The organism is Nocardioides faecalis (genome assembly GCF_018388425.1).
Classification (GTDB): domain Bacteria; phylum Actinomycetota; class Actinomycetes; order Propionibacteriales; family Nocardioidaceae; genus Nocardioides; species Nocardioides faecalis.
The window spans coordinates 1,202,177-1,228,669 of the sequence record NZ_CP074406.1; the positions used below are offsets into that span (position 1 = coordinate 1,202,177).

The 26,493-nt window shown below is 71.0% G+C and carries 25 protein-coding genes and 1 tRNA gene; 20 read left to right on the forward strand and 6 right to left on the reverse strand.

The features are described from left to right. Positions 1-145 precede the first annotated feature (145 nt). A complete protein-coding gene (glgP, locus tag KG111_RS05555) occupies positions 146-2,728 on the forward strand; it encodes an alpha-glucan family phosphorylase (RefSeq protein WP_205291681.1) in 2,583 nt (860 codons plus the stop codon). Positions 2,729-2,797: 69 nt separating this feature from the next. On the opposite strand, the gene glgX is transcribed toward glgP, so the two are convergent. Next, complete coding sequence (gene glgX, locus KG111_RS05560) at positions 2,798-4,894, reverse strand: glycogen debranching protein GlgX (RefSeq protein WP_205291680.1); 2,097 nt, start codon at positions 4,892-4,894, stop codon at positions 2,798-2,800. A 123-nt stretch (positions 4,895-5,017) separates the two neighbouring features. On the opposite strand from glgX, the gene KG111_RS05565 reads away from it, so the two are divergent. From KG111_RS05565 to KG111_RS05635, 15 genes are all read left to right on the forward strand, one after another. Further along, positions 5,018-5,803, forward strand: a complete 786-nt coding sequence (locus KG111_RS05565) for an enoyl-CoA hydratase/isomerase family protein (protein WP_205291679.1) — start codon at positions 5,018-5,020, stop codon at positions 5,801-5,803. Between the two features lie 5 nt (positions 5,804-5,808). After that, on the forward strand, positions 5,809-6,177 hold the full coding sequence (locus KG111_RS05570; protein ID WP_240195757.1) for a hypothetical protein: 369 nt from the start codon (positions 5,809-5,811) through the stop codon (positions 6,175-6,177). A 261-nt stretch (positions 6,178-6,438) separates the two neighbouring features. Further along, positions 6,439-7,212, forward strand: coding sequence for an electron transfer flavoprotein subunit beta/FixA family protein (locus KG111_RS05575; RefSeq protein ID WP_432806875.1), 774 nt, complete (start codon positions 6,439-6,441; stop codon positions 7,210-7,212). Positions 7,213-7,225: 13 nt separating this feature from the next. Beyond that, positions 7,226-8,188: an electron transfer flavoprotein subunit alpha/FixB family protein gene (locus tag KG111_RS05580; RefSeq protein ID WP_205291677.1), complete on the forward strand. Its 963-nt coding sequence runs from the start codon at positions 7,226-7,228 to the stop codon at positions 8,186-8,188. 122 nt (positions 8,189-8,310) lie between these two features. Continuing rightward, positions 8,311-9,609, forward strand: a complete 1,299-nt coding sequence (locus tag KG111_RS05585; RefSeq protein ID WP_205291676.1) for a phospholipase D-like domain-containing protein — start codon at positions 8,311-8,313, stop codon at positions 9,607-9,609. Between the two features lie 81 nt (positions 9,610-9,690). Continuing rightward, positions 9,691-10,959, forward strand: coding sequence for a glutamate-5-semialdehyde dehydrogenase (locus tag KG111_RS05590; RefSeq protein ID WP_205291675.1), 1,269 nt, complete (start codon positions 9,691-9,693; stop codon positions 10,957-10,959). A 69-nt stretch (positions 10,960-11,028) separates the two neighbouring features. Further along, complete coding sequence (locus tag KG111_RS05595; RefSeq protein WP_205291674.1) at positions 11,029-11,685, forward strand: CDP-alcohol phosphatidyltransferase family protein; 657 nt, start codon at positions 11,029-11,031, stop codon at positions 11,683-11,685. Continuing rightward, the gene (locus KG111_RS05600; protein ID WP_205291673.1) at positions 11,682-12,143 is read left to right on the forward strand and encodes a VTT domain-containing protein; all 462 of its coding nucleotides are present in this window, start codon (positions 11,682-11,684) and stop codon (positions 12,141-12,143) included. The genes KG111_RS05595 and KG111_RS05600 overlap by 4 nt, the downstream gene beginning before the upstream one ends. A 49-nt stretch (positions 12,144-12,192) precedes the next feature. After that, a complete protein-coding gene (locus KG111_RS05605; protein ID WP_205291672.1) occupies positions 12,193-12,357 on the forward strand; it encodes a hypothetical protein in 165 nt (54 codons plus the stop codon). Positions 12,358-12,364: 7 nt separating this feature from the next. After that, entirely contained in the window at positions 12,365-13,012 is a 648-nt protein-coding gene (gene nadD / locus KG111_RS05610; protein ID WP_283770598.1) for a nicotinate-nucleotide adenylyltransferase, read from the forward strand. Continuing rightward, positions 13,009-13,443, forward strand: a complete 435-nt coding sequence (gene rsfS, locus KG111_RS05615; protein ID WP_205291670.1) for a ribosome silencing factor — start codon at positions 13,009-13,011, stop codon at positions 13,441-13,443. The genes nadD and rsfS overlap by 4 nt, the downstream gene beginning before the upstream one ends. Then, positions 13,440-14,051, forward strand: a complete 612-nt coding sequence (locus tag KG111_RS05620; protein ID WP_205291669.1) for a histidine phosphatase family protein — start codon at positions 13,440-13,442, stop codon at positions 14,049-14,051. The genes rsfS and KG111_RS05620 overlap by 4 nt, the downstream gene beginning before the upstream one ends. An 89-nt stretch (positions 14,052-14,140) precedes the next feature. After that, positions 14,141-14,213, forward strand: a tRNA-Ala gene (locus KG111_RS05625). Between the two features lie 230 nt (positions 14,214-14,443). Next, the gene (locus tag KG111_RS05630; protein WP_205291668.1) at positions 14,444-15,184 is read left to right on the forward strand and encodes a carboxymuconolactone decarboxylase family protein; all 741 of its coding nucleotides are present in this window, start codon (positions 14,444-14,446) and stop codon (positions 15,182-15,184) included. A gap of 95 nt (positions 15,185-15,279) precedes the next feature. After that, positions 15,280-16,776, forward strand: a complete 1,497-nt coding sequence (locus KG111_RS05635) for an MmgE/PrpD family protein (RefSeq protein WP_205291667.1) — start codon at positions 15,280-15,282, stop codon at positions 16,774-16,776. Positions 16,777-17,021: 245 nt separating this feature from the next. On the opposite strand, the gene KG111_RS05640 is transcribed toward KG111_RS05635, so the two are convergent. From KG111_RS05640 to KG111_RS05655, 4 genes are read right to left on the reverse strand one after another with little or no spacing between them, the layout of a single operon-like run. Continuing rightward, entirely contained in the window at positions 17,022-17,864 is an 843-nt protein-coding gene (locus KG111_RS05640; RefSeq protein WP_205291666.1) for an ABC transporter ATP-binding protein, read from the reverse strand. Positions 17,865-17,916: 52 nt separating this feature from the next. Continuing rightward, positions 17,917-18,699, reverse strand: coding sequence for an ABC transporter permease (locus KG111_RS05645; RefSeq protein ID WP_205291665.1), 783 nt, complete (start codon positions 18,697-18,699; stop codon positions 17,917-17,919). Continuing rightward, positions 18,696-19,457, reverse strand: a complete 762-nt coding sequence (locus tag KG111_RS05650; protein WP_213450025.1) for an ABC transporter permease — start codon at positions 19,455-19,457, stop codon at positions 18,696-18,698. The genes KG111_RS05645 and KG111_RS05650 overlap by 4 nt, the downstream gene beginning before the upstream one ends. Beyond that, complete coding sequence (locus KG111_RS05655) at positions 19,454-20,407, reverse strand: ABC transporter substrate-binding protein (RefSeq protein ID WP_205291663.1); 954 nt, start codon at positions 20,405-20,407, stop codon at positions 19,454-19,456. The genes KG111_RS05650 and KG111_RS05655 overlap by 4 nt, the downstream gene beginning before the upstream one ends. 415 nt (positions 20,408-20,822) lie before the next feature. Between KG111_RS05655 and KG111_RS05660 the strand changes: the two genes are divergently transcribed. From KG111_RS05660 to KG111_RS05675, 4 genes are all read left to right on the forward strand, one after another. Continuing rightward, entirely contained in the window at positions 20,823-21,722 is a 900-nt protein-coding gene (locus KG111_RS05660) for a VOC family protein (protein ID WP_205291662.1), read from the forward strand. A gap of 248 nt (positions 21,723-21,970) precedes the next feature. Continuing rightward, complete coding sequence (locus tag KG111_RS05665) at positions 21,971-22,960, forward strand: alpha/beta fold hydrolase (protein WP_205291661.1); 990 nt, start codon at positions 21,971-21,973, stop codon at positions 22,958-22,960. A gap of 44 nt (positions 22,961-23,004) precedes the next feature. Continuing rightward, positions 23,005-24,231 carry an acyl-CoA dehydrogenase family protein gene (locus KG111_RS05670; RefSeq protein ID WP_205291660.1) on the forward strand — a complete coding sequence of 409 codons (1,227 nt, stop codon included), beginning with the start codon at positions 23,005-23,007 and terminating at the stop codon, positions 24,229-24,231. Continuing rightward, positions 24,228-25,460 carry a flavin reductase family protein gene (locus KG111_RS05675; protein ID WP_205291659.1) on the forward strand — a complete coding sequence of 411 codons (1,233 nt, stop codon included), beginning with the start codon at positions 24,228-24,230 and terminating at the stop codon, positions 25,458-25,460. Before KG111_RS05670 ends, KG111_RS05675 begins: the two co-directional genes overlap by 4 nt. A 76-nt stretch (positions 25,461-25,536) precedes the next feature. On the opposite strand, the gene KG111_RS05680 is transcribed toward KG111_RS05675, so the two are convergent. Further along, complete coding sequence (locus tag KG111_RS05680) at positions 25,537-26,469, reverse strand: MBL fold metallo-hydrolase (RefSeq protein ID WP_205291658.1); 933 nt, start codon at positions 26,467-26,469, stop codon at positions 25,537-25,539. Positions 26,470-26,493: the final 24 nt, after the last annotated feature.

The following is a 26,493-nucleotide window of genomic DNA, read 5'->3' on the forward strand; positions in this document are numbered from 1 at the left end:
AGCCTAGAAAAGATACGCGGGCGAGGTAGCCCCCATGACCCACCTCGCCCGCGTTTTGCTCAACCGCGCTGCGCCGCCTTGGTTACGGCCGGTTTCGAAGCGGATGATTGGAACGTTCAAGTCGAGATTGGCTACGGTCGGCACCATGCGAGCGATCCGAAGGTTCACGGTCCGCCCCGTCCTCCCCGACGGGCTCGCCGCGCTCGGCGAGCTCGCCGCCAACCTGCGCTGGTCGTGGCACGCACCGACGCAGGAGCTGTTCGCCGCCGTCGACCCCGAGCGCTGGGACGCGGTGGGCCACGACCCGGTGCGGCTCCTCGGCGAGGTGAGCCCGCAGCGGTGGGCCGAGCTGGCCGCGGACGAGCAGTTCGCTGCCCGACTGGCGCAGCTGCGCGCCGACCTGACGTCGTACCTGACCGGCGAGCGGTGGTACCAGCGCGCCGCCGCCGCGGACCCCGAAGGCACCTGGCCCCGCTCGGTCGCCTACTTCTCCCCGGAGTTCGGCATCACGGCCGTGCTGCCGCAGTACTCCGGCGGCCTGGGCATCCTGGCCGGCGACCACCTCAAGGCGGCCAGCGACCTGGGCGTGCCCATCCTCGGCGTCGGCCTGTTCTACCGGCACGGCTACTTCAAGCAGTCGCTCTCGCGCGACGCGTGGCAGCTGGAGAGCTACCCCGTGCTCGACCCTGACGGACTGCCGCTGTCGCTGCTGCGCGAGCCGTCGGGGGAGGCGACCACGATCTCGATCCGGCTGCCCGAGGCCGAGCTGCACGCCCACGTGTGGGTCGCCTCGGTGGGCCGGGTGCCGCTGCTGCTGCTCGACACCGACTTGGAGGAGAACCCCGAGCACTACCGGATGGTCACCGACCGGCTCTACGGCGGCAACACCGAGCACCGGCTGCGCCAGGAGCTGCTGCTCGGCGTCGGTGGCGTGCGTGCGCTGCGGGCCTACTCCCGGATCACCGGCGCCCCCGAGCCCGAGGTGTTCCACACCAACGAGGGCCACGCCGGGTTCCTCGGCGTGGAGCGGATCCGTGAGCTGGTCGATGCCGGCGACACCGACGTCGCCACCGCGCTGGAGGCCGGTCGCGCCTCCACGGTCTTCACCACCCACACCCCGGTGCCGGCCGGCATCGACAGGTTCCCCCGCCACCTGGTGGAGCAGCACCTGAGCGTGGCCGTCCCGGGCGTCCCGGTCGAGCAGGTCCTCGCGCTCGGTGCGGAGGACTACGAGGGCGGCGACCCCGGCGTCTTCAACATGGCGGTGATGGGGTTCCGCCTCGCCCAGCGCGCCAACGGCGTCTCCCAGCTGCACGGGCACGTGAGCCGGGGCATGTTCAACGGGCTGTGGCCGGCCTTCGACGAGGCCGAGGTGCCGATCACCTCGATCACCAACGGCGTGCACGCCCCCACCTGGGTGGCCCCCGAGCTGTCCGCGCTGGCCGCCGCACAGGGCGGCGACCCCGACGACGACGACCACGCGAGCTTCTGGGCGGCGCTCGCGCAGGCGCCCGCTCAGGAAGTCTGGCGCACGAAGCGGCTGCTGCGCGAGCGGCTCGTCGCCGACGCCCGTCGCCGGCTGCGCGAGTCCTGGGACAAGCGCGGGGCCGCGCCGGCCGAGCTCGGCTGGATCGCCGAGGCGCTGGACCCCGACGTGCTCACCATCGGCTTCGCCCGCCGGGTCCCCTCCTACAAGCGCCTCACCCTGATGCTGCGCGACCCCGCCCGGCTCAAGGCGCTGCTGCTCGACCCCGCCAGGCCGGTGCAGCTGGTGGTCGCGGGCAAGGCGCACCCCGCCGACGAGGGCGGCAAGCGGCTCATCCAGGAGCTCGTGCGCTTCGCCGACGCCGAGGACGTGCGGCACCGCATCGTCTTCCTGCCCGACTACGACATCTCCCTGGCGCTGCCGCTCTACCCCGGGTGCGACGTGTGGCTGAACAACCCGCTGCGGCCCTATGAGGCCTGCGGCACCTCCGGGATGAAGGCCGCGCTCAACGGCGGGCTCAACCTCTCCATCCTCGACGGCTGGTGGGACGAGTGGTACGAGCCGGAGTTCGGCTGGCCCATCCCGTCCGCGGAGTCGCCCGCCCTGGCCGGCGACCCCGACCGCCGCGACGACCTGGAGGCCGCGGCGCTCTACGACCTCATCGAGACCGAGATCGCGCCGCGCTTCTACGACACCGATGCCGACGGCGTGCCCGGACGCTGGGTCGAGATGCTGCGCCACACCTGGGCCGCCCTCGGCCCCAAGGTGCTCGCCACCCGGATGGTGCGCGACTACGTCGCGCAGCTCTACGCCCCGGCGGCGGGCAACGCCCGGGCCCTGGCCGCCACCGGCCGCGGAGCGGCGGAGCTGGCGGACTGGAAGGCCCGGGTCCGCGCCGGCTGGTCGGGCGTGCGGGTCGAGCACGTCGAGCCGCACGGCGTGGGTGACGCCGCCGAGGTCGGCAGCGAGATCGAGGTGCACGCCTACGTCGCGCTGGGCGACCTGTCGCCCGCCGACGTCGAGGTGCAGCTGGTGCACGGCCGGGTCGACGCCGAGGATGCGCTCGTGGCGCCCAGCGTCACGCCGCTCACCCTCGTCGAGTCCTACGACGGCAACCGGCACCGCTTCGACGGCACGGTCGCGCTCGCGCGCTCCGGCCCGTTCGGCTACACCGTCCGGGTGCTGCCGACCCACCCACTGCTGGTCGCACCCGCCGAGCTGGGCGTCGTCGCCTTCGCCTGAGGCCCGGCGACCCGGCCCCCGGCCCCGGCCACGGCGGCCGGACTGCCCCGGGGTGGGCGGGCCGGGCGCTCAGGACTCGCGGAGCACCACCACGCTGCGCGCACCCATCCGCAGCTCGGTGCCGACGACGACCTCGGTGCCGATCGGCAGCGAGGCGTCGGTGCTCAGCACGACGCAGCCGTTGGCGACCCAGTCGTTGTCCGGCAGCAGCACCTCGACCTCCGCGGGCCCGGCGTGGAACCAGACGAGGAAGGACGAGTCGAGCTGCTGCTCCCCGCACGGGCCCGGCGCACGCAGTGGCTTGCCGGACAGGAACATCCCGACCGTGTGCAGGCCGGTGTCGTGCCAGTCGGCCGAGGTCATCTCCCGTCCGCTCGGGTGCAGCCAGGCGAGGTCCTTGGGACCGCCGACGATGGTGGGCCGGCCCTCGAACCAGTGCCGCTGGCGCAGCGCCGGGTGCTCGCGGCGCAGTCGCAGCGCGGCACGGGTCACCTCGTAGACGTCGAGCCACGCGTCGTCGACGCGCCAGTCGACCCAGGAGATCTCGTTGTCCTGGCAGTAGGCGTTGTTGTTGCCCCGCTGGGTCCGGCCCCGCTCGTCGCCGGCGGTCAGCATCGGCACCCCGTTGGACAGGCACAGCGTCGCCATCAGGTTGGCCGCCTGCCGGCGCCGCAGCGCAACGATCGCCGGGTCGTCGGTCTCGCCCTCGACGCCGTGGTTCCACGACCGGTTGTTGTCGGTGCCGTCCCGGTTGTCCTCGCCGTTGGCCTCGTTGTGCTTGCGGTCGTAGGAGACCAGGTCCCGCACGGTGAACCCGTCGTGGGCGGTGACGAAGTTGACCGAGTTGTACGCCGAGCGACCGTCGTCGGCGTAGAGGTCGGAGGAGCCGGCCAGCCGCGTGGCCACCGCGTGCATCCCGGGCGTCTGCCCGCGCCAGTAGTCGCGGATCGTGTCGCGGTACTGGTCGTTCCACTCCACCCACGGCGGCGGCATCCCGCCCACCAGGTAGCCGTCCATGGAGGTGTCCCACGGCTCCGCGATCAGCTTGACGTGGCGCAGCACCGGGTCCTGGCCGATCGCCACGAGGAGCTTGCACGCCATGTCGACCCGGATCGCCTCGGGCCCCGCCGTGCGGGTCAACGCCGACATCAGGTCGAAGCGAAACCCGTCGACGTGCATCTCGGTGACCCAGTAGCGCAGCGAGTCGAGAATCAGCCGCAGCGCGAGCGGGTCCTCGGTGTTGACGGTGTTGCCGCAGCCGGTGACGTCCCAGTACGTGTCGTCGTACGCGCCGTCGGCGCCGGGCGGGACGCGACGATAGAAGCCGCGGTCGTCGAGCCCGCGGAAGGAGTACGTCGGCCCGTCCCGGCCCGCTTCCGCGGTGTGGTTGTAGACGACGTCGAGGATGACCTCGATGCCAGCGGCGTGCAGGTCCTTGACCATCTGCTTGAACTCGCGCACCTGCCCGCCGCGGTCGCCTGAGGAGCTGTAGGCGGCGTCGGGAGCGAAGTAGCTGATCGGGTTGTAGCCCCAGTAGTTCACCGACCCGCGCGCCGTCAGCGCCGGCTCGGAGAAGAACTGGTGGATCGGCAACAGCTCCACCGCGGAGACACCCAGGTCCTGCAGGTACTCGGTGACCACCGGGTGGCCCAGCCCTGCGTAGGTGCCCCGGAGCTCCTCGGGGATCCGGTCGTGCAGCTTGGTGAAGCCCTTGACGTGCAGCTCGTAGATGACCGTGTCGCGCCAGCGTCGGCGCATCGGGGTGTCGCCGGACCAGTCGAAGGAGCCGTCGACCACGACGCTGCGTGCGGTGTGCACGTCACCGGCGGTGGCCAGGGCGTAGGGGTCCAGCAGCACCCGGCCCGCGTCGAAGCGCAGGCCCGCCTCCGGCTCGTCCGGTCCGTCGGCCCGGAAGCCGTAGCGGGTGCCGGGGGCGACGCCGGGCAGCGCCCCATGCCAGATGCCCAGCGAACGCTCGGTCAGCTCGAAGCGGCGCTCGCCCTCGCCCGGCCCGTCGTCGAACAGGCACAGCCACATGGCGGTCGCGTTGGGGGCGTGGACGGCGAAGTTGGTCGACTCCGGCGACCACGTCGCGCCGAGCGGCCAGTTCCGTCCCGGCCACACCGCGGACCGTTCGCCGAGCGAGCGCCACATGCCAGGGGTCACCCCGTCATTGTGCCCGCACGGAGCGAGGGTGGGGTCCGAGTCCCGGGTTGCTGTGACCGATCGGAGGTGTCCTGCGGCACAATGCACCCCGAGACCGCCCATGCGTCGCAAGGAGAGCACCTGATGAGCAGCGAGTTCGTGCAGCTGGAGGTGGCCGACAGCGTCGCCACCATCCGTCTCGACCGGCCCAAGGCGATGAACGCCATCAGTCTCCAGGTCCAGGCAGAGCTGCGCGCCGTGGCGGCAGAGGTGAGCGAGCGCTCCGACGTGCGCGCCGTCGTGCTGTGGGGCGGGGAGAAGGTCTTCGCCGCCGGCAACGACGTCAAGGAGATGGCCGACATGTCCTACACCGACATGGTCGACCACGTCGAGGGCGTGCAGGGCGCGGTGACCGCGATCGCACGGATCCCGAAGCCGGTCGTCGCCGCGGTCAACGGCTACGCCCTGGGCGGCGGGTGCGAGCTGGCGATGGCCGCCGACGTCCGCTTCGCCGCCGAGAACGCGGTGCTCGGCCAGCCCGAGGTCCTGCTCGGCATCATCCCCGGTGCCGGCGGCACCCAGCGGCTGCCCCGACTGGTGGGGCCCAGCAAGGCGAAGGACCTCCTCTTCACCGGCCGCTTCGTCAAGGCGGACGAGGCGCTCGCGATCGGCCTGGTCGACCGGGTGTTGCCCGCCGCGGACGTCTACCCCGAGGCGCTCGCCTGGGCCGCGAGGTTCGTGAACGCGGCGCCGTACGCCCTGCGCGCGATCAAGGAGTCCGTCGACCGCGGGCTGGAGGCCGACCTGGAGACCGGGTTGCAGATCGAGCGCCAGCACTTCGCGGCGGCCTTCGCCACCGAGGACAGCACCACCGGGATGCGCTCGTTCATCGAGAGCGGACCGGGTAAAGCCACCTTCGAAGGACGGTGATCTGAATGGCTGAGGACTCCAAGGTCAAGGCGGAGACTGCTGAGGCCCCGGGCGGACGCAGCCGCGCGCTGGCCGTCGCCCGGTGGCGCGACCGCGTCGCGCGGGCGGTGTGGGCGGTGTGCGCGACGCTGGCGCTGGTGCTCGCGGCGGCGGCGTTCACGTTCGCCCTCGAGGCGAACGGCGACAACGGGCTGGTCACGCTGATCCGCGACGTCGCGGACACCGTGGACATGGGCTTCTTCGACCTCGACAACCCGGTCAAGGAGTTCGACGGGAAGAACGCGCTGGTCAAGACGGCGCTGTTCAACTACGGCATCGCCGCGGTCGTCTATCTCGTCCTCGGGCGCGTGCTGGAGCGCGTCATCCGCCCCTGAGGCACCCTTGAAGCACCCGTGAACCACCCGTGAACCACCCCGCGTTCCTCGGCGCGCAGCGACCCTCGCGCCGGGGGATCGGGATGTGAGGTAGTCCACTACCACCAGGTTTCCGACCTGTGGAACTGGACGGTAGCCTGCCCACGCTGTCCGATTGCGGACCTCAGCTGTTCCCCGCGCCGACTACGTCGCGGGGCTCACGTAGCACAGGAAGGGGCCGGTCCGGCCACAACCATGACTCTCTCCAACATTGTCGTTCTGGTGAAGTACGTCCCCGACGCGACGGGTGACCGGAAGTTCGAGGCGGACAACACCGTCGACCGCGTCGGCGTCGACGGCCTGCTCTCGGAGCTCGACGAGTACGCCGTCGAGCAGGCCCTGCAGATCAAGGAGAAGCGCAGCGACGAGGAGATCACCGTCACCGCGCTGACCGTCGGTCCCGCCGAGGCCGAGGCCGCCGTCCGCAAGGCGCTGCAGATGGGTGCCGACAAGGCTGTGCACGTGAAGGACGACGCGATCGCGGGCTCCGACGCCCCTGCAACCTCGCTGGTGCTGGCCAAGGCGCTCGAGAAGATCGGTGTGCCGGACCTCGTCATCGGTGGCCTCGCCTCCACCGACGCCGGCATGAGCGTCGTCCCGGCGATGCTGGCCGAGCGTCTCGGCCTGCCGCAGGTCACCCTCGCCTCCGTGGTCGAGACCCAGGGCGACCAGGTCCGGATCAAGCGCGACGGCGACAGCGCGACCGAGGTCATCGGCGGCACGCTGCCGCTGGTGCTGTCGGTGACGGACCAGTCCGGCGAGGCGCGCTACCCCTCCTTCAAGGGCATCATGGCCGCGAAGAAGAAGCCGCTGGAGAGCCTGTCGCTGAGCGACATCGGCGTCGACGCCAGCGAGGTCGGCCTGGACGCCGCGTGGACCCAGGTCGCCTCGGTCACCGAGCGTCCCCCGCGGACCGCCGGCGAGATCGTCAAGGACGAGGACGGCTCGGGCGCCACGGCGCTGGTCGACTTCCTCGCGTCGAAGAAGTTCATCTGAGGAGCCGGAAGACATGTCTGAAGTTCTCGTTCTCGTCGACCACGTCGACGGTGCCGTCCGCAAGCCCACCTATGAGCTCCTCGCCATCGCCAAGCGGATTGGCGAGCCCTCGGCCGTCTTCATCGGCGGCGCCGACAAGGCCGACGCCGCCGCCGAGGCCGTGAAGGGCTACGGCGCGGAGAAGGTCTACGTCGTCGACGACGCGGAGATCAAGGGCTACCTGGTGGCCCCGAAGGCCGAGGTGCTGCAGCAGCTCGCCGAGAAGGCGTCCCCGGCCGCGATCCTGATCCCGGCCTCGGCCGAGGGCAAGGAGATCGCCGCCCGCCTGTCGATCAAGCTCTCCTCGGGCCTGATCACCGACGCGGTGGACGTGCAGGTCGACGGCGACACCATCGTCACCACCCAGTCGGTCTTCGCCGGCAGCTACACGGTCGAGGCCAAGGTCACCAAGGGCACCCCGATCATCGCGGTCAAGCCCAACGCCGCGGCGCCCGAGGAGGGTGCCGGCGCGGGTGCGGTCGAGCAGTTCGCGCCGACGATCTCGGATGCCGCCAAGACCGCCCAGATCGTCGCGGCCCAGCCGCGCCAGGCGACCGGGCGTCCCGAGCTGACCGAGGCCGCCATCGTGGTCTCCGGCGGCCGTGGCACCGGCGGCGACTTCACCGCCGTCGAGGGCCTCGCCGACGCGCTCGGTGCCGCGGTCGGCGCCTCCCGCGCCGCGGTCGACTCCGGCTGGAAGCCGCACACCTTCCAGGTCGGTCAGACCGGCAAGGTGGTCTCGCCGCAGCTGTACGTCGCGAACGGCATCTCGGGTGCGATCCAGCACCGCGCCGGCATGCAGACGTCGAAGACGATCGTCGCCGTCAACAAGGACGAGGAGGCGCCGATCTTCGAGCTCGTCGACTTCGGCGTCGTCGGCGACCTGCACAGCGTGCTGCCCGCGGTCACCGCGGAGGTCGAGAAGCGCAAGGGCTGATCGCCGACTCCGGTCCGCCCCCGCGGGACGTCGTGCTCCGGCACGGCGTCCCGCGGTCGTTTTCTCGCGCGTTACCCAGGGTGGGGGCCAAGGAAAGACGTTTCGTCCGTTAACCTGCGCTGGTGAGACTGCTTTCGGTGACGCTCCTTGCGCTGCTCCTGCCCCTGCTCTCGGTCCCGGCCCAGGCCGTCGCCGACCCGGGCACCGCCGTCGCGGCAGCCGCCCCGGGCGGTGGGCTGGCGCAGAAGGACGACCGCAAGAAGAGCAGCACCTGGAAGCCTCCCGCCGGCGCCACGTTCAACAACCCGCTGGGCCGCAAGGCCTCCCGTGACCGGGTCCACGACCGGATCCACGACGCCATCCGGAACACCCCCCGCGGCTCCACGATCCGGATCGCCACCTACAACCTGGACCGCCGCAACACCGCCAAGCTCCTGATGCGGGCGCGCAAGCGCGGCGTCGCGGTGCAGATCGTGGTCAACGACAACCTGATCAACCCGGTCATCGTCGACCTGCAGAACAAGCTCGGCAAGAACCCCAAGCGCCGCAACTTCCTGGTGATCTGCAAGGCCGCGTGCCGCAGCCCGCACCCAGGCGGCAACCAGCACATGAAGATCGCGTCGTTCTCGCGCAGCGGCGCGGCCAAGCACGTCGTGATCTCCACCTCCGGCAACCTGACCTACGGCGCCGCCGCCGGCCAGTGGAACGACGCGTTCAGCGTCGTCGGCGACGCCTCGCTGTACAACGCCTGGACCCAGGTGTTCACCCAGCTGAAGAAGGACCGCTCGGCCAAGCCCCGTCAGCTCGTCTACCAGTCGGAGACCGTGTGGGCGCAGTTCCAGCGCCAGGCGCGCAGCGTCGCCCTGACCCCCGCCAGCGGGGACCAGCAGTACGCGCGTCTCAAGCAGGTCTCCTGCAAGACCGCGCCCGGCTTCGGTGCCGGCGGCCGGACCAAGGTCCGGATCAACATGTACGCCTGGTACGGCAAGCGCGGCGAGCGGCTGGCCAAGCGGGTGGCCACGATGGCGAAGCACGGCTGCAAGATCCACGTGGTGGGCTCCGTGGTCGGCGACTCCGTCGTCCGCATCCTGCAGCGGGCCGGGATCCCGGTCCGCGTGGCGGACTGGGACTGGGGCATGAAGGACGCCACCAGCGGCAAGGGCCGGGTGTACGGCGCCCGCTGCTACGCGCACCTGAAGTACGTCACGGTCGACGGCAAGTTCCGCGGCCGCAACACCAAGATGGTCTGGACGGGCTCGGAGAACTGGTCCGGTCCCGGCCTGAGCAGTGACGAGGTCACCTTCGAGATCCACGACCGCAAGGTGCTCGCCGCCTACAACAAGCACTGGTACAAGATGTGGAAGAACAACCAGATCACGCACGCGCCGGGGATCGAGCCGATCAAGCGGCCCTGCGCCTGAGTTCCTCGCAGGCTCGCTGAGCCTCCGGCCGCTGCCGGGCCGGGCGTGAGCCGTGCCGGTGCCCAGTCCTATCCTGTGCCCATGACTGCCGAGGTCCCCCTGACCATCGAGGCCGAGGTCCGCGAGGTCGCCCGGCGCGCCCGGGCCGCCAGCCGTGCGCTGGCCCTGGCCACCCGGGCCAAGAAGGACGCCGCGCTGCGGACGATGGCGGACGCGATGCTCGCCCGCTCCGCGGAGGTGCTGGCTGCCAACGCCGAGGACGTCGACCGCGCGCAGGCCGGCGGCACGCCGGCCAACATCATCGACCGGCTGCGGCTCGACGAAGGCCGGCTGGCCGGCATGGCCGCCGGCCTGCGCGAGGTCGCCGGCCTGGCCGACCCGGTCGGCGAGGTGGTCCGCGGCGGCGTGCTCGCCAACGGCCTCGAGCTGCGTCAGGTCCGGGTCCCGTTCGGCGTGGTCGGGATGATCTACGAGGCCCGCCCCAACGTCACCGCGGACGCCGCCGGCATCTGCCTGAAGTCCGGCAACGCGGTCCTGCTGCGCGGCAGCTCCTCGGCCCGCTCCAGCAACGCCGCCATCGTCGCCGTGCTGCGCGACGCCGTGGTGGCCGCGGGCCTGCCCGCCGACGTCGTGCAGCTCGTGCCCGGAGAGAGCCACGACAGCGTGAAGGCACTCATGCGCGCCCGCGGCCTGGTCGACGTGCTCATCCCGCGCGGGGGAGCAGGGCTGATCGCCTCCGTCGTGGAGGAGTCCACGGTGCCGGTCATCGAGACCGGGGTGGGCAACTGCCACGTCTACGTCGACGCGGCCGCCGACCTCGACAAGGCGCTGGCCATCGTGCTGAACGCCAAGACGCACCGCACCAGCGTGTGCAACGCCGCCGAGTCGCTGCTCGTGCACGCCGAGGTCGCCGAGGAGTTCCTGCCCCGCGTCGGCGCCGCGCTGCAGGCCGAGGGCGTGACCATCCACGGCGACGAGGCGTTCGCCGCGCTCGACGGCGTCCTCCCCGCGAGTGAGGAGGACTGGGGCACCGAGTACCTCTCGCTGGACATCGCCGCTCGCGTCGTACCCGACCTCGACGCGGCGCTGGAGCACGTGCGCACCTACTCCAGCGGCCACTCCGACGCCATCGTCACCGAGGACCAGGGCGCCGCGCGCCGGTTCGTCGCCGAGGTGGACTCCGCCGCCGTGCTGGTCAACGCCTCCACCCGCTTCACCGACGGCGGCGAGTTCGGCTTCGGCGCGGAGATCGGGATCAGCACCCAGAAGCTGCACGCCCGCGGCCCGATGGGCCTGATGGAGATGACCTCGACGAAGTACGTCGTCATCGGCGACGGCCACATCCGCTGAGACGCGCACGGCCGGCCGGGCCCCGCCCGGATCGCCGTACGGCGCACGTCCCGCGATAGGTTGCGAGTCATGGCAGGCTCTGCGGACCGGATCTACGCTGATCCGTCCACCGAAAGGCTCCTCACCGGAGCCACCGTGATCACGTTCGTCCGCACGGTGATGACCCTGGCGATCGCGGTGTGGGGTGCCTATGAGAGCAGCCTGACGCTGCTGGTGGTCGGCCTCGTCGTGTACTGGGTGGGTGACAGCATCGACGGGGAGTGGGCGCGCTGGCGTGACTGCGAGACCCGGATCGGCGCGGTCGTCGACATGATGTGCGACCGGCTCAGCTGCGGCGCGCTGTACGTCGGCCTCATCTGGCTGCAGCCTTCCGGCTGGATCAGTGACGGGCCGATGACGTGGATCGGCATCCCGATCGCGATCTACCTGTTCGAGTTCATGGTCATCGACATGTACCTGTCGCTGGCCTTCCTCGCCTGGCCGATCCGCAGCCCCAACTACTTCGGCGTCGTGGACCGACGCATCTACCTGTGGAACTGGTCCCGGGTGGGCAAGGCGGCCAACTCCGGTGCCTTCGCGGTGATCCTGCTGGTCACCGGCTGGGTGTGGCTGGGCATCGTGATCGCGGTGGCACTGCTGGTCCTCAAGTGCGTGTCCCTGCGCTGGCTGCTGCAGCTGGGCGTGCCGGTCCCGGTCCGGACGGCCGACGGGGCGCCGGTCGCATGATCCTCGTGCTGACGACGTTCGTCTTCAGCATCGCCTCCGCGCTCCTGCCGTTCCTGCCGATCGAGGTCTACATCGTCGGTGCCGCCTCCAGCGACCGCGGGTTCGCCGAGGCCCTCGTGCTGGGCGCCGCGGCCGGCGCGGGCGCCACCATCGGCAAGATCATCTGGTACGAGGCCGCACGGCGGGGCATCGACTCCGCCTGGGCCCAGAAGAAGCTCTCCAAGCCCAAGGTCCGGGCCAGCTACGAGAAGTGGACCGAGCGGATGCGCGGTCGTCCCTGGTACGGCGTCGCCATCATGTTCGTCGCGGCCACGCTCGGCGTCCCGCCGCTGCTCGCCATGGCCGCCGTGGGCGGCATCCTCAAGATGCCGCTGTGGGCGTTCGTGCCGGCGGTGTTCGTCGGTCGCACCATCCGTTTCACCGCGCTCTTCCTCGGTGTCGACCTCGCCCTGCACTGAGCGGGGCCGCGCCGGACGGTACTCGGCGGGGGTTCGGTAGGATCCGAGCATGCTCAGCGCGATCAGCCTCTCCGCCCTCACCGTCGTCAGCGCCTCGGCGGAGCAGGGGGAACCCGCCGTCAACCCGTGGCTCGTGGGCGGCGTCGTCCTGGCCTTCCTGCTGCTGCTGCTCGTCGGCCTCGTCGGCTTCGGTGGCGGCCGCGACCACAGCTGAGGTGCCGGTGCCGACAGCTGAGCCCAGGCGGCGTCTACGCCTGGGCGTGATGGGCGGCACCTTCGACCCGATCCACCACGGCCACCTCGTGGCCGCCTCCGAGGTGCAGGGCTGGTTCGACCTCGACGAGGTCGTCTTCGTGCCCACCGGGCAGCCGTGGCAGAAGGCGGAGCGCGCCGTCTCCCCGGCCGAGCACCGCTACCTGATGACCGTCATCGCCACCGCGGCCAACCCCCGGTTCACGGTCAGCCGCGTCGACATCGACCGCGGCGGGCCGACGTACACGATCGACACGCTGCGCGACCTGCACGCGATCCGGCCCGAGGCCGACCTCTACTTCATCACCGGCGCCGACGCGCTCACCGACATCTTCAGCTGGCGCGACGCCGACGAGCTGTTCTCGCTGGCCCACTTCGTGGGCTGCACCCGCCCAGGGGCCGACGTCGACCCGGCCACGCTCGCCAAGATCCCCGACGACCGCATCACGATGGTCGAGATCCCCGCCCTCGCCATCTCCTCCACCGACTGCCGGGAACGGGAGCGGGCCGGTCAACCGGTCTGGTACCTGGTGCCCGACGGGGTGGTTCAGTACATCACCAAGCACGGGCTCTACTCGGCGCCCGTGCCCGCCCAGGACCCATCCGGAGAGTCATGACCGCCACCGACCACGCCGTCCAGATCGTCCAGACCGCGGCGCTCGCCGCCGCCGACAAGCTCGCCACCGACCAGCTCGCCTTCGACGTCTCCGAGCAGCTCGCCATCACCGACGCGTTCCTGCTCGCCACCGGCGCCAACGACCGCCAGGTCCGCGCCATCGTGGAGGAGGTCGAGGACAAGCTGCGCGAGCTCGGTGTCAAGCCGATCCGCCGCGAGGGACACCGCGACGGCCGCTGGGTGCTGCTCGACTACGGCGACGTGGTCATCCACGTGCAGCACTCCGAGGAGCGGGAGTTCTACGCCCTCGAGCGGCTGTGGCGCGACTGCCCGGCCATCGACCTGCCCGCCGAGGTGCACGGCCCCGCCGGCGCCCCCGCGGCGCGGGAGAGCGGCGGCGACGAGACGGACCCGCAGCCCGACGCGGAGTGAGTGCCGCCACCGGCCGCCGCCTCGTGCTGGTGCGACACGGCCGCACCTCCTGGAACGCCCTGCCGCGGATCCAGGGACAGCAGGACTCCCCGCTCGACGACGTGGGCCAGGCCCAGGCCCGGGCCGTCGCGCCGCTGGTCGCCGAGCTGAAGCCCGTGCTGCTGTGGACCAGCGACCTCTCCCGCGCCCGGCACACCGCCGAGGCCATCGCCGAGGTCACCGGCCTGACGCCGGTGCGTGACCCTCGCCTGCGCGAGTTCGGGCTCGGCTCCTACGAGGGCCTCACCCACACCGAGCTCGCCGAGCGTGACCCCGAAGGCTTCCAGCGGTTCCTGCGCGGGGAGTGGGACGGCATCCCCGGAGCGGAGGCACCCGCCGACGTGGCGCGCCGCCACGCGCACGCGCTGCGCGACCTCGCGGCGGCGCTGGCGCCGGGCGAGACCGGCGTCGCGGTCTCGCACGGCTCGGCCACCCGCGCCGGGCTCGTGTCGTTCCTCGGCTGGCCGCTGCAGGTCGCCCGGGACCTGGTGCCGCTGGGCAACTGCGCCCGGGTGCTGCTCGTCGAGCGCGAGGACGGCGGCTGGTCGCTGGCGTCGTACAACCTCTGAGCGGGCTCAAGGCACCCCGGATTTCACCTCCGAGGGACCGTGTGGCTAGTATTCCCTCTCGTTGATCCGCCCCGGCGGAGAAACGGTTCGGGGCTGTGGCGCAGCTGGTAGCGCATCTGCATGGCATGCAGAGGGTCAGGGGTTCGAGTCCCCTCAGCTCCACCGGACAAGACGAAGGCCGGTCCCCCTCGGGGGACCGGCCTTCGTCGTTCCCGGGATGCGACGGACGGGGCCGGCCGTCGCCGAAGGCCTCGGGTGGGTTCCGCTCAGCGGCACGACGTCCTGGGTCGAGCCCGACGGTGAGGGCGAGGGTGAGGCCAGCGTCGGCCCCGACCCGCGGCGGCGACATCATTGAGGCGAGAGACCCGGGCATGACACCTTCCGAGCCGTCCATGGACGACCTCGCGCGCACCCGGGAGCGGTTCCACCGGGCGGGTGTGGCCTGGCACCCGGCCTTCGACCTGCTGGGGCTCGAGGCCCCCGACTTCGTCGATGCCTTCCTCGACTTCTCCCGCTCCGCGGCAGCAGGGTCGGCGCTCACCCCCAAGGACAGGCAGCTCATCCAGGTCGCGCTCGCGGTCGCCACCACCCACCTGGACCGGGACGGGGCGGCGGTCCACATCCGGGAGGCGGCACGGCTCGGGGCCACCCGGGCCGAGCTCGTCCACGTGTGCCAGTTCTCGACCCTGCTCGGGATCCACACCATGCCGCTGGCGCTGTCGGTCCTGGTGGAGGAGGCGGAGCGGGCCGGGCACGCACTGGACGAGGAGGTGAGCGAGGAAGGAACCCGAGCGGGGGAGCGGTTCGTCGCCCACCGTGGGGTGCTGCCCGAGGACCTCGAACCGTTGCTGCGACTCGATCCCGGCTTCCTCGACGCCTACCGCACGCTGTCGCGGACCGTCGTGTCCGCGGGCGTCCTCGAGCCCAAGCTGGTCGAGCTGATCATCGTCGCCCTCGACGTCTCCTCGACCCATCTCTTCGCTCCAGGAGCGCGTCTGCACGTGCGCAACGCGCTGGCGGCCGGCGCCACGATCAGCGAGCTCATGGAGGTCATCAAGCTGACCAGCGCGCTCGGCATCAGCGGCACCGCCCTGGGGGTCCGCCTCGTCGACGAGGCGTTCGCTGGAGGCTGAGACGGTGTGTGCCGGACGGTGAAACCGGACCGTACCGGCTTCGGGGACGACGTCATACGTTCGTTCATCCTGACGTCCCCAGATGAGGAGCAAAGATGTCCAACCGGTTGCCGGCGACAGAGACCTTCGCCCAAGCATGCGCCGACTTCATCGTCGGGCTGCAGTACCGCGACCTGGATGCCCAGGTGGTCGCCATGGCCCGGGACATGGTCATCGACGGTCTCGGCTGCGGCATCGCAGCGGCCGACAGCTCGATCGCGCGCACCCTGGCGCAGTGGGCCGCTGACGCGCAGGGGCCGCACCGGCTCCTCGGCCTGGGTGGCTGCGTCGACTCCCGCACGGCCGTGACGTCGAACGGGACGCTGATCCAGGCGTTGGAGTTCGACGACATCCCCCACTTCGCCGCGGTGGAGCTGCCGCCCGCGGTGGCGCTGATCGAGGACCACGACGTCACCGGCGAGGAGCTCCTCACCGCGATCGTCGCCGGTTTCGAGGTCGCCTCCCGGATCACCGCGATGCTGGCGCACGGTCGCCCGCACCACCCGCTCGGCACGGTCGGGGCCCTCGGGTCGGCGGCGGTGACGGCGAAGCTGTTGGGGCTCGACCGCCGCCAGACGGCCCACGCCCTCGGCATCGCCGCCTCGATGTCCGGTGGGCTCACGCAGAACTTCGGCACGTTCGCGAAGGCGTTGCACGCCGGCCGCGCGGCGGAGGCGGGCTTCACGGCAGCGAAGCTGGCAGCCGCCGGCGGCACGTCCGACCCAGCGGCGCTCGACGGGCGCCACGGGTTCCTGGCGGCGTACTGCGACCCCGAGGCGAGCACCGAGGCGTTCCCCGGCAACGGCGGCGAGTTCTGGATCGTCCGGGTCCCCGAGGACCTCGCCGCGGGCAGCCCGCTGGACTCGGACTCCTTCCCGATCCGGCACTCGGGCGCCGAGCCCGACCTGTCCCGGCTCGGGCTCGGCGCACCGATCGACCAGCTGCGCGGTGGACCGAACCTGCGCCGCGGCCCCAGCTTCAAGCCGTGGCCGGCCTGCGGAGGCAACAACGCCGTCCTGACCGCGATGTTCAGCCTGCTGGGCCAGCCCGACTTCGACCGTGGACGCGTCGCGGGTTTCGAGATCGTCGTCCCCGCGGACCCGGAGCGCGGAGCCACCTTCCGGGTGAGCCCTGAGAACGGGCTGCAGGGCAAGTACAGCCTCCCGTACGGCGTCGCCGCCGCCTGGCTCGACGGCGAGGTCACCGTGACCTCCTACGAGGACGCGACGTACGACAGGATCCGCAGCGCCGGGCTCCTCGACCGCATCGAGACCCGGGTGGAGCCCGGCTTCCTCGACACCGCCGACGTGCGGCCACCCGTCGAGGACTGCAACTGGGCCGCGCTCGTGGCGAGGATGGAGGACGGCTCCACGCGGACGGCGTGGGCGTTCAACCGGGGAGTGGAGCTGGGGCCCGTCGGGGTCCGGCAGAAGTTCCTGGCGTTGACCGGTCCGCGTCTCGGCGCCGACGGCGCAGCCGCCCTGCTCGCCGACCTCGAGGGCATCGCCTCGTCGACGAGCATGCGTGCGGTGCTGGAGCGCGTGATGGGCTGAGCAGCCCCGACACCGACCTGGACCAGCCGGGGTCGTCCGACCTTTCGCCGCGAGCGGAGGCCGGGCGGCCCCGGTTGTCGTTGGCACCTTTCGCCCTTGCAGGGCACCTCGATCCGATGGCGCCTCGATGGAAAAGCGAGCGTCCCGCGCCACCGTGCGGTGACGCGGGACATGGTGCTCGGCCTGCGGTGGGGGAGGTCACAGGCCGCGATGAGCCGTCTGGGGGACGGCTCACCGATCGTGGGTCACCCAGGCAGGTCGGTGCCTGGACGGGCGCGCGAGATCACCTCGAGGACCTCGGTCCGCAAGGAGGTGAACCGCTGGTCGGCCCTGGTCGTGACCTGGGTGCGCGGCGACGGCAGGTCGACCTCGATCGTCGTCTGGACGCGGGCTGGCGATCCGCCCAGGACGATGACCCGGTCGGCCAGGTAGACCGCCTCGTCGATGTCGTGGGTGACGACGACGATCGTCATGTTGTAGTTGTCGCGGATCGACAGGGTCAGGTCCTCGAGGTCGAACCGGGTCTGGGCGTCGACCGACGCGAAGGGCTCGTCCATGATGAGCACCTCCGGCTGGTAGGCCAGGGCCCGCGCGATCGCGACCCGCTGCTGCATGCCTCCGGAGAGCTGCCAGGGGTACTTCTTGTCGGCATCGGCCAGGTTGACCGCCTCCAGGGCGGCGCGCCGGCGCTCGACGGTCTCCTTCTTGCCGAGCTTGAGACGGCGCAGCGGCATCTCCACGTTCTTCGGCACCGTCAGCCATGGCATCAGCGAGCGGCTGTAGTCCTGGAAGACCAGGGCCATCTGGCGGGGCGGACCGCTGATCGGGACGCCGTCGATCTCGATGCGGCCCGAGGTGACCGGGTGGAGACCGGCGATCGACTTCAGCAGCGTCGTCTTGCCGATGCCCGAAGGGCCGACGATGCAGACGATCTCGCCGGCCTGGACCTCGAAGGTCAGGTCCTCCAGCACCGGCTTCGAGCCCGGCGCGTAGCGCTTCGTGATCCCGTGGACGCCCAGGACGGCCGGGACGGGCGCGGCGACCTCGTCGGGACGCACGTCACCGGGCTGCGTGTTGGTCAGGGACATTCGAGTCTCCTTGTCTTGGAGGTTTGGGTCGGCGGTGCGGTGCGGGGGCCGGTCATCCGCGCAGCTCCACGGCGTGCGCTCCGTCGTACCAGCGCAGCACCCGCTTGCGGACCAGCGTCAGCGACAGGTTGGCGAGGTAGCCGACGGCGCCGAGCAGCAGGATCCCCGCCCACATGTCGACGCTCACGAACGTCTGCTGGGCGAGCAGCGTCATGTAGCCGATGCCGCGCGTGGCGCCGAGCATCTCTGAGGCGATCATCAGGACGAACGAGTACTGCAGGCAGACCTGCAGACCGCTGAAGATCTGCGCGCCGGCCTGAGGGACGTAGACGCGCATCAGCTGGTCCCACCGGCTCAGCCTGAAGGTCTGCATCACGTCCTTCAGGACGGGATCGAGGCTGGAGACGCCGTCCATCGTGGCGATCAGCATGGGTGGTGTGGCCGCCACGACGATGATGAGGAGCCGGACACCGTCGCCGAAGCCCATCGTCGCCACGATCACTGGGATCGCTGCCACCATCGGGACCGCACGCAGGAACGTGAGGAGCGGCTCGAGCAGCTCGCGCATCGGGCGCACCCGAGCCAGGAGGACGCCCGTGACCACGCCGAGCGTGGCCGAACAGCCGAACCCCACGAGGACGATCGCCAGGCTGGGCAGGATGTCGCTGGTCAGGTGGGCGAACAGCCACAGCTCGCGGAAACGGGTGAGGATGTCCGAGAGCGGCGGGAAGAAGGGGTCCTGGGCGTTCTCGCTCCACACCCACCACAGGGCCACGATCAGGACGGGGACACCGACCTCGAGGGCGGTGTGCCAGACACGACGACGCGTGCTCATCGCAGCACCTCCCGGTGGGAGGGGTGCCAGTGCAGGAGGCGTCGCTCGACCTGGGCGCCGACGGCGTTGAACACCAGCCCCAGGAGTCCGAGCACGAACACCAGGGCGAAGACGAGGTCGGTCCGGGCGCCCTGGGTCGCGAGGTTCACCGCGAGACCCAGGCCGTCCGCCCCGCCGAGCAGGCCGGCGATCACGGAGGCGACCAGGGCGATCGGCAACGTGATCCGGAACGCCGTCGCCGCGAACGGCAGGGTGCTGGGAAGCACCACGTGGGTGAGCACCTCCCGGCGGCCGAAGCCGTAGGACCGTGCGGTGTCGATGGCGACGGGGTCGGTCTCGGCGACCCCGCTGGCGATCTGGGAGACAGACATCAGGAAGCACCCGTAGAAGACGAGGAACACGGCCATCGAGGTGGTCGGTCCCAGGATCAGGATCGCGACCGGCATGACCACGATCGGTGGGATCGGCTTGAGGAACTCCAGGGGGACGCGGAGAGCGCGCCGCACCGCGGGGAACCAGCCGATCAGGATGCCGAGGACCAGCGCGGCCGCCATGGCGGCCGCCAGGCCGACCAGGGCGACCGCGATGGTCGCGAGCATCGCGTTCCAGAACTCGGTGTCGCCCACGAGGTCCCCGAGCGCCAGCACCGTCTCGCGTGGGGTCGCCACGGACGAGAGTCGGCTGGAGCTCACCGCCCAGGCGACGACGGCTGCCGCTGCCCCGGTCGCTCCGAGGAGCAGCGGACGGATCTTGGTCACTTGGCGTCCGGGAGCGTCGCGAACGAGGCGTCGATGTCGGGCATGTTCTTGAGGAAGCCCATGTCGGACATCTTCTGGGCCAGCGCCTCCAGCTCGGCCTTGTCGTAGGAGGTGGGGAAGTAGAACGCCTCGGGGCGTGCCTTCATCGTCTCCACGGAGATGCCGGCCTCCTTCGCCGCGGCCGCGAGGGTGCCCTCGGGGTCGGCGTTGGCGGTCTCGTTGGTGCTGAGCAGCGCACGCTGGACGGTCTTGAGCCGCTCGGCGTCCTTGGCCAGGTCGGGGCTGCCGATCCACATCAGGATCGGCGCACCGTCGAGCAGCGGCCAGGTGAGCCGCGTCAGGATCTCGCCGCCTGCGGTCTGGGCGCCGTCGGCGAAGGGCAGGGCGAAGGCTGCAGCGTCGAGCCGCTTGGCCTTGAACGCCTCGAGGGCGGGCGCTGCGACCAGCTGGATCCAGTCGACCTTCTTGGGGTCGCCCCCGTCCTCGGTCATGAGGTAGCTGATCGACATCTCCACCAGGTCGCCGCGGGCACCGACGGCGACCGTCTTGCCCTCCAGGTCGCGCGGCCGCTCGATCTTCGCCTCGGGCTGCACGAAGAAGTCGAAGCCGTCGTACTTCTGCTGGTCCTCACCGTCGGAGGGGAAGCCCGTCAGCGGGGCCACCGCGGTCAGCTTGATCCCCTTGCTGAGCGCGTCCAGGTACGACGTCGTCGGCAGCACCGCGATGTCGACCTTGTTGCTCTGCAGCGCGGCGATGACCGCCGGTGCGGCACCCACGGTCTCGAGCTTGATGTCGTCGATGCCCTCGTCGGCGAACCGGTCGTTCTCCGTGCCGAGGTTGATCGCGGCCTTCGCCACCCAGTGGTTCACCCCGACCCGGAGCGAGCCATCGCCGCCCGCGGCCTCGGAGCCACCGCACGCCGCGAGGGCCAGCGCGGCGGTTGCGATCATGGCAACTGCTCCGACACGACGTCGCTTGTTCTTCATCGTTTTCTCGTCCTTCTCCTGAGTGCCGCAGCGCACGACGCGCTGCGCGGGTGGGGCTCGACTGGTCAGCCGCGCGACTCGCTGCCGTGGAGCACGGCACGGGCGGCGGTCTGTGGCCCCGCAGTCCCTCGAGTCATGCACCACCGTCGCGTCAGGGCCCCGGTGTGACCAGGGTCATGTTTCGCTCTTCGGAACAGAAAAGGGGCGAGTTGTGGCTCTCGCCACCACCTGCCACCGCCTGCCACCGCCCGGCTGCGACCGTCGCGTTCCGGCTAACGGCACCTGTCGCTGGTTGGGCGCGGGCCGGCGCCACAAGGTGTGGTGGTCCGGCCGCCGTCCTGTGCGCCGGGCGATCCGAGGACCACGAAAGGACCGCAGAATGCTGCACTCGCTCGCGTACGTTGGGATCTCTTCGCCGGCCGTCGAGGCATGGCCGTCGTTCGCCAGCGAGGTGCTCGGCTGCATGGTCGCCGACCCCGGGGACGACGGCGCGGTCCGCCTACGCGTCGACGACGCGCTCTGGCGGATCCAGGTCCACCCCGGCGACATCGACGCGGTCGAGTACTTCGGGTGGGCGGTGACCGACGAGGCCAGCCTGCAGACGCTGCGCGCTCGGCTCGAGGCCGAGGGCATCGAGGTGCACCAGGGAGACGCCGAGCTCACCGCTGCGCGCGCGGTGCACGAGCTGCACTGGTTCGTGGACCCGTGGGGCTACCGGCACGAGCTGATCTGGGGCCAGTACATGCGCCCGCACTCGTTCCGGCCCAGCCGCCCGCTCAGCGGGTTCGTGACCGGCCAGCAGGGGCTGGGCCACGTCGTGATCGGCATGCCCGACCTGGAGCGCGCCCACGACTTCTTCACCCGCGTCCTGGGGTTCGAGCTGTCGGACCGCATCATGAGCGAGCGGATGAACGCGAACTTCTACCACGTCAACGGGCGCCACCACACGCTCGCCCTCGGTCGTCTGCCCGACGGCGTCACCGGCTTCAACCACCTGATGCTGCAGGTGCGCGACATCGACGACGTCGGTGTCGCCTACGACCACTGCGTCGAGCGCGAGCTGCCGATCGTCAAGAGCCTCGGCCGGCACACCAACGACCAGATGATCTCCTTCTACCTGACCACTCCGTCCTCGTTCAACATCGAGTACGGGTTCGGTGGCGTGGAGATCGACGACGACTGGACGCCCAAGACGTTCGACCGCGCCAGCATCTGGGGCCACGTCCTGCCCGCCGGGGTGACCAAGCCGTCGCCGGGCATCGTGCGGCAGCTCGACTGAGCCGACGGCGTCCCTGCGCACCCGGCGGCGCGGCCCCACGGGCCCTGCCAGACCGGGCGTGAGGCCATGCCCTCGCCCGGTCCGGCGCCCCGTTCGCGGCCCCTTCGCGGCTGTCCGTCGCTGTGCCGGTGAGCGGGACCGTGCCGTTGTCGTCGATGCCGCCGGTGACCGAAGTTGGGGGCGGCCGAGAACCAGTCATCCGAGGCGCCGGACACCACGTCCGCGTCACGACGAGAAGGAACCTGCAGATGGCACTGACCGAAGAGGGAATCGTCCACGTACCCGGCATGCTGAGCCGCTACGTCCGGCTGTCGACCGGGGTCAAGGTGCACTACATGACCTCCGGCGAGACGGGCCCCGCGGTGGTCCTGCTGCACGGCGGCATCAACGGCTCGTCGGGGACGGCCGGATGGCGCTTCATGGCGCCCTTCCTCGGCGCGCACGGGTTCCGGGTCTACGCCCCGGACATGCCCTCCTACGGTCTGACCGACGACCCGCACAACTACTACGGCTACGGCCGCGGCGGCCACGTCGACTTCATCCACGACTTCGTGCGCCAGATCGGCGTGGACGAGTTCCACCTCGCTGGCAACTCGATGGGTTGTGCCAACACCGTCCAGTACGCGATGGCGCACCCGGAGCAGGTCAAGAGCATGGCGCTGATCGCCGGCACGATCGGCGACATCGTCCCGCTGGACGAGGTCCGCAAGGCTGACGGTCGCCGCCCGGAGGAGTATCCCAAGATCGTCTTCGACGGCACCGAGGCCAGCATGCGGCACATGCTGGAGCAGATCATCCTCGACCCCTCGCTCATCAGCGAGGAGCTCGTCACCATGCGCACGGAGGCGGCGAACCGCCACGCCGACACCTACGACGGCAACCTGCGCCGCATGATCAACCCCGTCGACGTGAACGAGAAGGTGCGGTTGCGCACCCGGGACCGGCTCAACGAGCTCGACATCCCGGCGATCTACCTCTACGGACGCCAGGACGTGGTCTTCCGCGTCGAGGCCGGGCACCTCATGGAGGACCGGCTGCCCAACATCCAGTTCTTCTACCCCGACGACACGGGTCACCAGGGACAGACCGACCAGCCCGAGCTGTTCAACGACGTCTTCCTGGAGTTCTTCCGGGACGGTCGCGTGTCGTGGGAGACCAGCCAGCGCGCCGGGATCTCGGACCGGCGTCCGCCCCTGCCCTCGCTGGTGGAGGTGCCCGACCCGGTGCCGACCAGCTAGCGACCAGCCACCCCTCACTCCTCAAACCCACCCCGGGAGGAATCATGACCAGCGCGAACCCTGCATCTCGACCGTCCCTCGTCGAGCGCGCCCAAAAGCTGTACCCGGCCATCGCCGAGCGTGTCCCACAGGTCGAGGCGCAGCGGCACGTCCACGACGACAGCATCGCCGAGCTCATCGACGCTGGTCTGACGCGTGCCCTCCAGTCGTCGATCTACGGCGGTGAGGAGGCCAACCCCGCCGAGTTCTACGGCGCCGTGGCCGAGGTCGCGCGGGCCTGCACCTCCACCGGCTGGATCCTGATGGTCCTGGGTGTGCACACCTGGGAGATGGCCCACATGTCGCGTGAGCTCAACGACGAGATCTTCGGCGAGGACCCCACCACGCTGATCTCCTCCTCGTACAACATGCAGGGCAACACCGCGACCCGCGTCCCCGGAGGGTTCCGGCTGTCCGGGTCGTGGAAGTCCTCCAGCGGCATCCACCACGCCGGCTGGGTGGCACTGGGCGCGAACGTGCCCGGCGAGCCGGCGGCCTTCAACTTCGTCGTGCCGGTCAAGGACGTGAAGGTCATCGACGACTGGCACGTGCTCGGCCTGGTCGGCACGGGCAGCCGGAGCGTCGTCGTCGACGACCTCTTCGTCCCCGACCACCGCGCCATCGACCGCGACGTCCTCCGCTCGGGCTTCGGCCCGGGGCTGAAGGACAACCTCGGGCCGCTCTACCGGGTCCAGCAGGGCCTCATCTACACCTCGGTGTCCTCCGCACCTGCCCTCGGTGCCGGCTGGCGCTTCTACGAGGAGTTCAAGTCGGCCTTCAGCAAGTCCGCCACGGTCTCGCGCTCCCTGGACGGGGACAGGCTGATGCTCGTCCGCCTGGCCGAGGCGAGGGGCAACCTCTCGGTGGCCAGCACCGTGCCCCAGCGCCGGCTCAACGAGGGGTACGACGCCGCGGTGGCCGGGCGCCAGATGAGCGACCTGGAGACGATCCAGGCGATCTACGACATCTCCCGCAACGGCAAGCTGATGATCGAGAACGCGGCCAACCTCTTCCCGACGCTGCGGCCGAATGCGGTGTACCAGTCGAGCGTCATGTCCCGGCTCTACCGCGACCTGCTGGTCGCCCGGAACCACGGCACGGCCAACCTGGACGAGCGTGGCGAGGCGTTGGCGATGACCGACCTCGGCCTGCCCGGCTCGCTGACCCTGTTCCTCCCGCCGGAGCGCCGCGAGTCCGCGCGCCAGCGCGCCGAAGAGCTGGGCTACCTGTGAGCGGCGCGACGATGACGTCGGCGCCGGTGCAGGGCGTCGGCGGGGGAGAGGCCCCGGCCCTGGACCCGATGAAGTTCCGCGAGGTGCTCGGGCACTACCCGACCGGGGTGGTCGTGGTGACGGGGATCGCCGACGACGGTGCACCGGTGGGCATGGTCATCGGGTCCTTCACCTCGGTGTCCCTCGACCCGCCGATCGTCGCCTACCTGCCCAGCAAGACCTCGAGGAGCTTCGCCCGGCTGCGGGAGTCCGAGACCTTCTGCGTGAACGTGCTCGGGGCCGACCAGGAGCACCTGTGCCGGCTCTTCGCCGGCGGCGGCGGCGACAAGTTCGCCGACCTGGAGTGGACGCCCACGCCCGGTGGCGCGCCCATCCTGCCCGGAGCCGTCGCCTGGATCGAGTGCACCCTGCGCGAGGTGCTCGACGGGGGAGACCACTACATCGTCCTGGGCGACACCACGGCGCTGGGCGTGCAGAACCCGGCACCGCCGCTGCTGTTCTTCCAGGGCGGGTACGGCAGGTTCACCCACGGGTCGCTCGCGATGCCCGGCGGGGTGGACTTCATCCGCTCGGTGCAGTCCGCCGAGCTGCTCCGGGACCGCCTGGAGGAGCTCGCCCGGAAGTTCAGCGCCCAGTGCGACGTGGCGGTGCCCGACGGGCGCGAAGGGGTGCTCGTCTTCAGCGCGAGCAGGGGCGTCAGCCGCACCGCCGGCACGTTGATCGGTGCGCGGCTCCCCATCGTCGCGCCCATCCAGCCGCTGCTGGTGGACGGCTCGACGGTGAGCGAGGAGGAGTGGACCGCGACCGGGCTCGACGCCGAGGCCCGCAGCCAGGCCATCGAGCAGCTCGCCCGCGTCCGCGAGCGGGGCTGGTCCCTGGTCCTGCAGGGCGAGATGTGCGAGGCCGACCTCGAGGACGCCGTGCGCCGCTACTCCCAGCAGCCACGCACCCCCGCGTCCGACCGCGACTTCATCGGCAAGGTGGCCGCGATGGCCCCCCAGCGGGAGCCGGAGTCCATCTCGCCCGACGAGGTCTACGACGTCCTCTACATCGCCGTCCCGGTGCAGGACTCCTGTGGCCGCACGGCGCTGACGCTCAAGCTGAGCCAGCTGCCCGGCGGGGTCAAGGGCACCGAGGTGCTCGCGTGGATCGAGGAGCTGCAGCGCGCCGCGCAGGAGTGCTCCGAGCAGCTCACGGCGTGCGACCGGCACGTGGAGCCCGGCGCCTGACGCGAACGGGACGGGCACGACGAAGAGGGCCTCGGCGGATCGTCCGCCGAGGCCCTCTTCGTCGTACGACGTCTGCTCAGTCCGCGACGTAGTGCAGGCCGTGCGCGTGGCTGCGGTCGCCCTCGGTCAGGCGGCCGAACACGCGCCCGGGGAAGTGCCCACCGGCGAAGTACGTGTCGTGCTCGGACAGGATCGCGTGGACGAGCTCGCGGCTCGCGGTGGCGGCGACGGGGTCCTGGTCGTGGGAGTAGGTCATCCCGTGGTGCTGCAGCTCGACGGGGCAGTGCAGGGCGTCACCGATGACCAGGGCGCGGGCCGACGAGCCGGTCACGAGCACCGACACGTGACCGCGGGTGTGGCCGGGAGTGGGCACCACGACGATGCCGGGAAGGATCTCGGTCTGCTCCTCGACCGTCCGGGCCGCACCCTGGATCACGGCCAGCTGCTCGGTTGACGGGGCTCCCCGGACACCCTTGACCGGCTCGACGGGGTCGGTCTCGTTGACCCAGTGCTCCAGCTCGGTCTCGCTAAGGTAGTAGTGGGCGTGCGGGAACATCGGCTGCCCCGGCGCCTGGGGATCCACCAGCCACCCCACGTGGTCGAGGTGCAGGTGGGAGAGCACCACCGCGTCGATGTCGGCCGGCTGCAGGCCCATCTGCGCGAGGCTGTCGAGCATGGCTCCGCCGATCATGTCGCCGCGGATCCGCCCGTCCGTCAACGCCGTCATGTCGAGCGTGCGGGGCCCGAAGCCGAGGTCGACCAGCACGTCGTGGGTGCCGGTGCGCACCAGGAAGCCGCCGATGCTCATGACCAGCAGGCCCTCGTCGTTGATCACCTCCGGGTGCTCGTCCCACACGCCGTCGGGCGCGTCGGGATAGTGCTTGGTCGGCTCCACGTGGTGCACGCCGTCGGGCAGGAACGTGACGGAGACGCCGCCGAGGTCCAGCGTGGACAGCTCGGCGCTCCACACTCGCGGGGACGGCTCGAGGGGCGTGGGGGAGGGGGGCATGGGAATTCCTTTCGGTCGGGCACC

Bases quoted from the DNA above. Each gene is read 5' to 3' on its own strand.
- KG111_RS05645 (WP_205291665.1), bottom strand. From the start codon at position 18,699: ATGAGCACGCGTCGTCGTGTCTGGCACACCGCCCTCGAGGTCGGTGTC.
- KG111_RS05590 (WP_205291675.1), top strand. From the start codon at position 9,691: ATGACTGCCGAGGTCCCCCTGACCATCGAGGCCGAGGTCCGCGAGGTC.
- KG111_RS05570 (WP_240195757.1), top strand. From the start codon at position 5,809: ATGGCTGAGGACTCCAAGGTCAAGGCGGAGACTGCTGAGGCCCCGGGC.
- rsfS (WP_205291670.1), top strand. From the start codon at position 13,009: ATGACCGCCACCGACCACGCCGTCCAGATCGTCCAGACCGCGGCGCTC.
- KG111_RS05640 (WP_205291666.1), bottom strand. From the start codon at position 17,864: ATGTCCCTGACCAACACGCAGCCCGGTGACGTGCGTCCCGACGAGGTC.
- KG111_RS05680 (WP_205291658.1), bottom strand. From the start codon at position 26,469: ATGCCCCCCTCCCCCACGCCCCTCGAGCCGTCCCCGCGAGTGTGGAGC.
- KG111_RS05655 (WP_205291663.1), bottom strand. From the start codon at position 20,407: ATGATCGCAACCGCCGCGCTGGCCCTCGCGGCGTGCGGTGGCTCCGAG.
- KG111_RS05660 (WP_205291662.1), top strand. From the start codon at position 20,823: ATGCTGCACTCGCTCGCGTACGTTGGGATCTCTTCGCCGGCCGTCGAG.
- KG111_RS05580 (WP_205291677.1), top strand. From the start codon at position 7,226: ATGTCTGAAGTTCTCGTTCTCGTCGACCACGTCGACGGTGCCGTCCGC.
- KG111_RS05565 (WP_205291679.1), top strand. From the start codon at position 5,018: ATGAGCAGCGAGTTCGTGCAGCTGGAGGTGGCCGACAGCGTCGCCACC.
- KG111_RS05600 (WP_205291673.1), top strand. From the start codon at position 11,682: ATGATCCTCGTGCTGACGACGTTCGTCTTCAGCATCGCCTCCGCGCTC.
- KG111_RS05630 (WP_205291668.1), top strand. From the start codon at position 14,444: ATGGACGACCTCGCGCGCACCCGGGAGCGGTTCCACCGGGCGGGTGTG.
- KG111_RS05595 (WP_205291674.1), top strand. From the start codon at position 11,029: ATGGCAGGCTCTGCGGACCGGATCTACGCTGATCCGTCCACCGAAAGG.
- KG111_RS05605 (WP_205291672.1), top strand. From the start codon at position 12,193: ATGCTCAGCGCGATCAGCCTCTCCGCCCTCACCGTCGTCAGCGCCTCG.
- KG111_RS05665 (WP_205291661.1), top strand. From the start codon at position 21,971: ATGGCACTGACCGAAGAGGGAATCGTCCACGTACCCGGCATGCTGAGC.
- KG111_RS05635 (WP_205291667.1), top strand. From the start codon at position 15,280: ATGTCCAACCGGTTGCCGGCGACAGAGACCTTCGCCCAAGCATGCGCC.
- glgP (WP_205291681.1), top strand. From the start codon at position 146: ATGCGAGCGATCCGAAGGTTCACGGTCCGCCCCGTCCTCCCCGACGGG.
- KG111_RS05670 (WP_205291660.1), top strand. From the start codon at position 23,005: ATGACCAGCGCGAACCCTGCATCTCGACCGTCCCTCGTCGAGCGCGCC.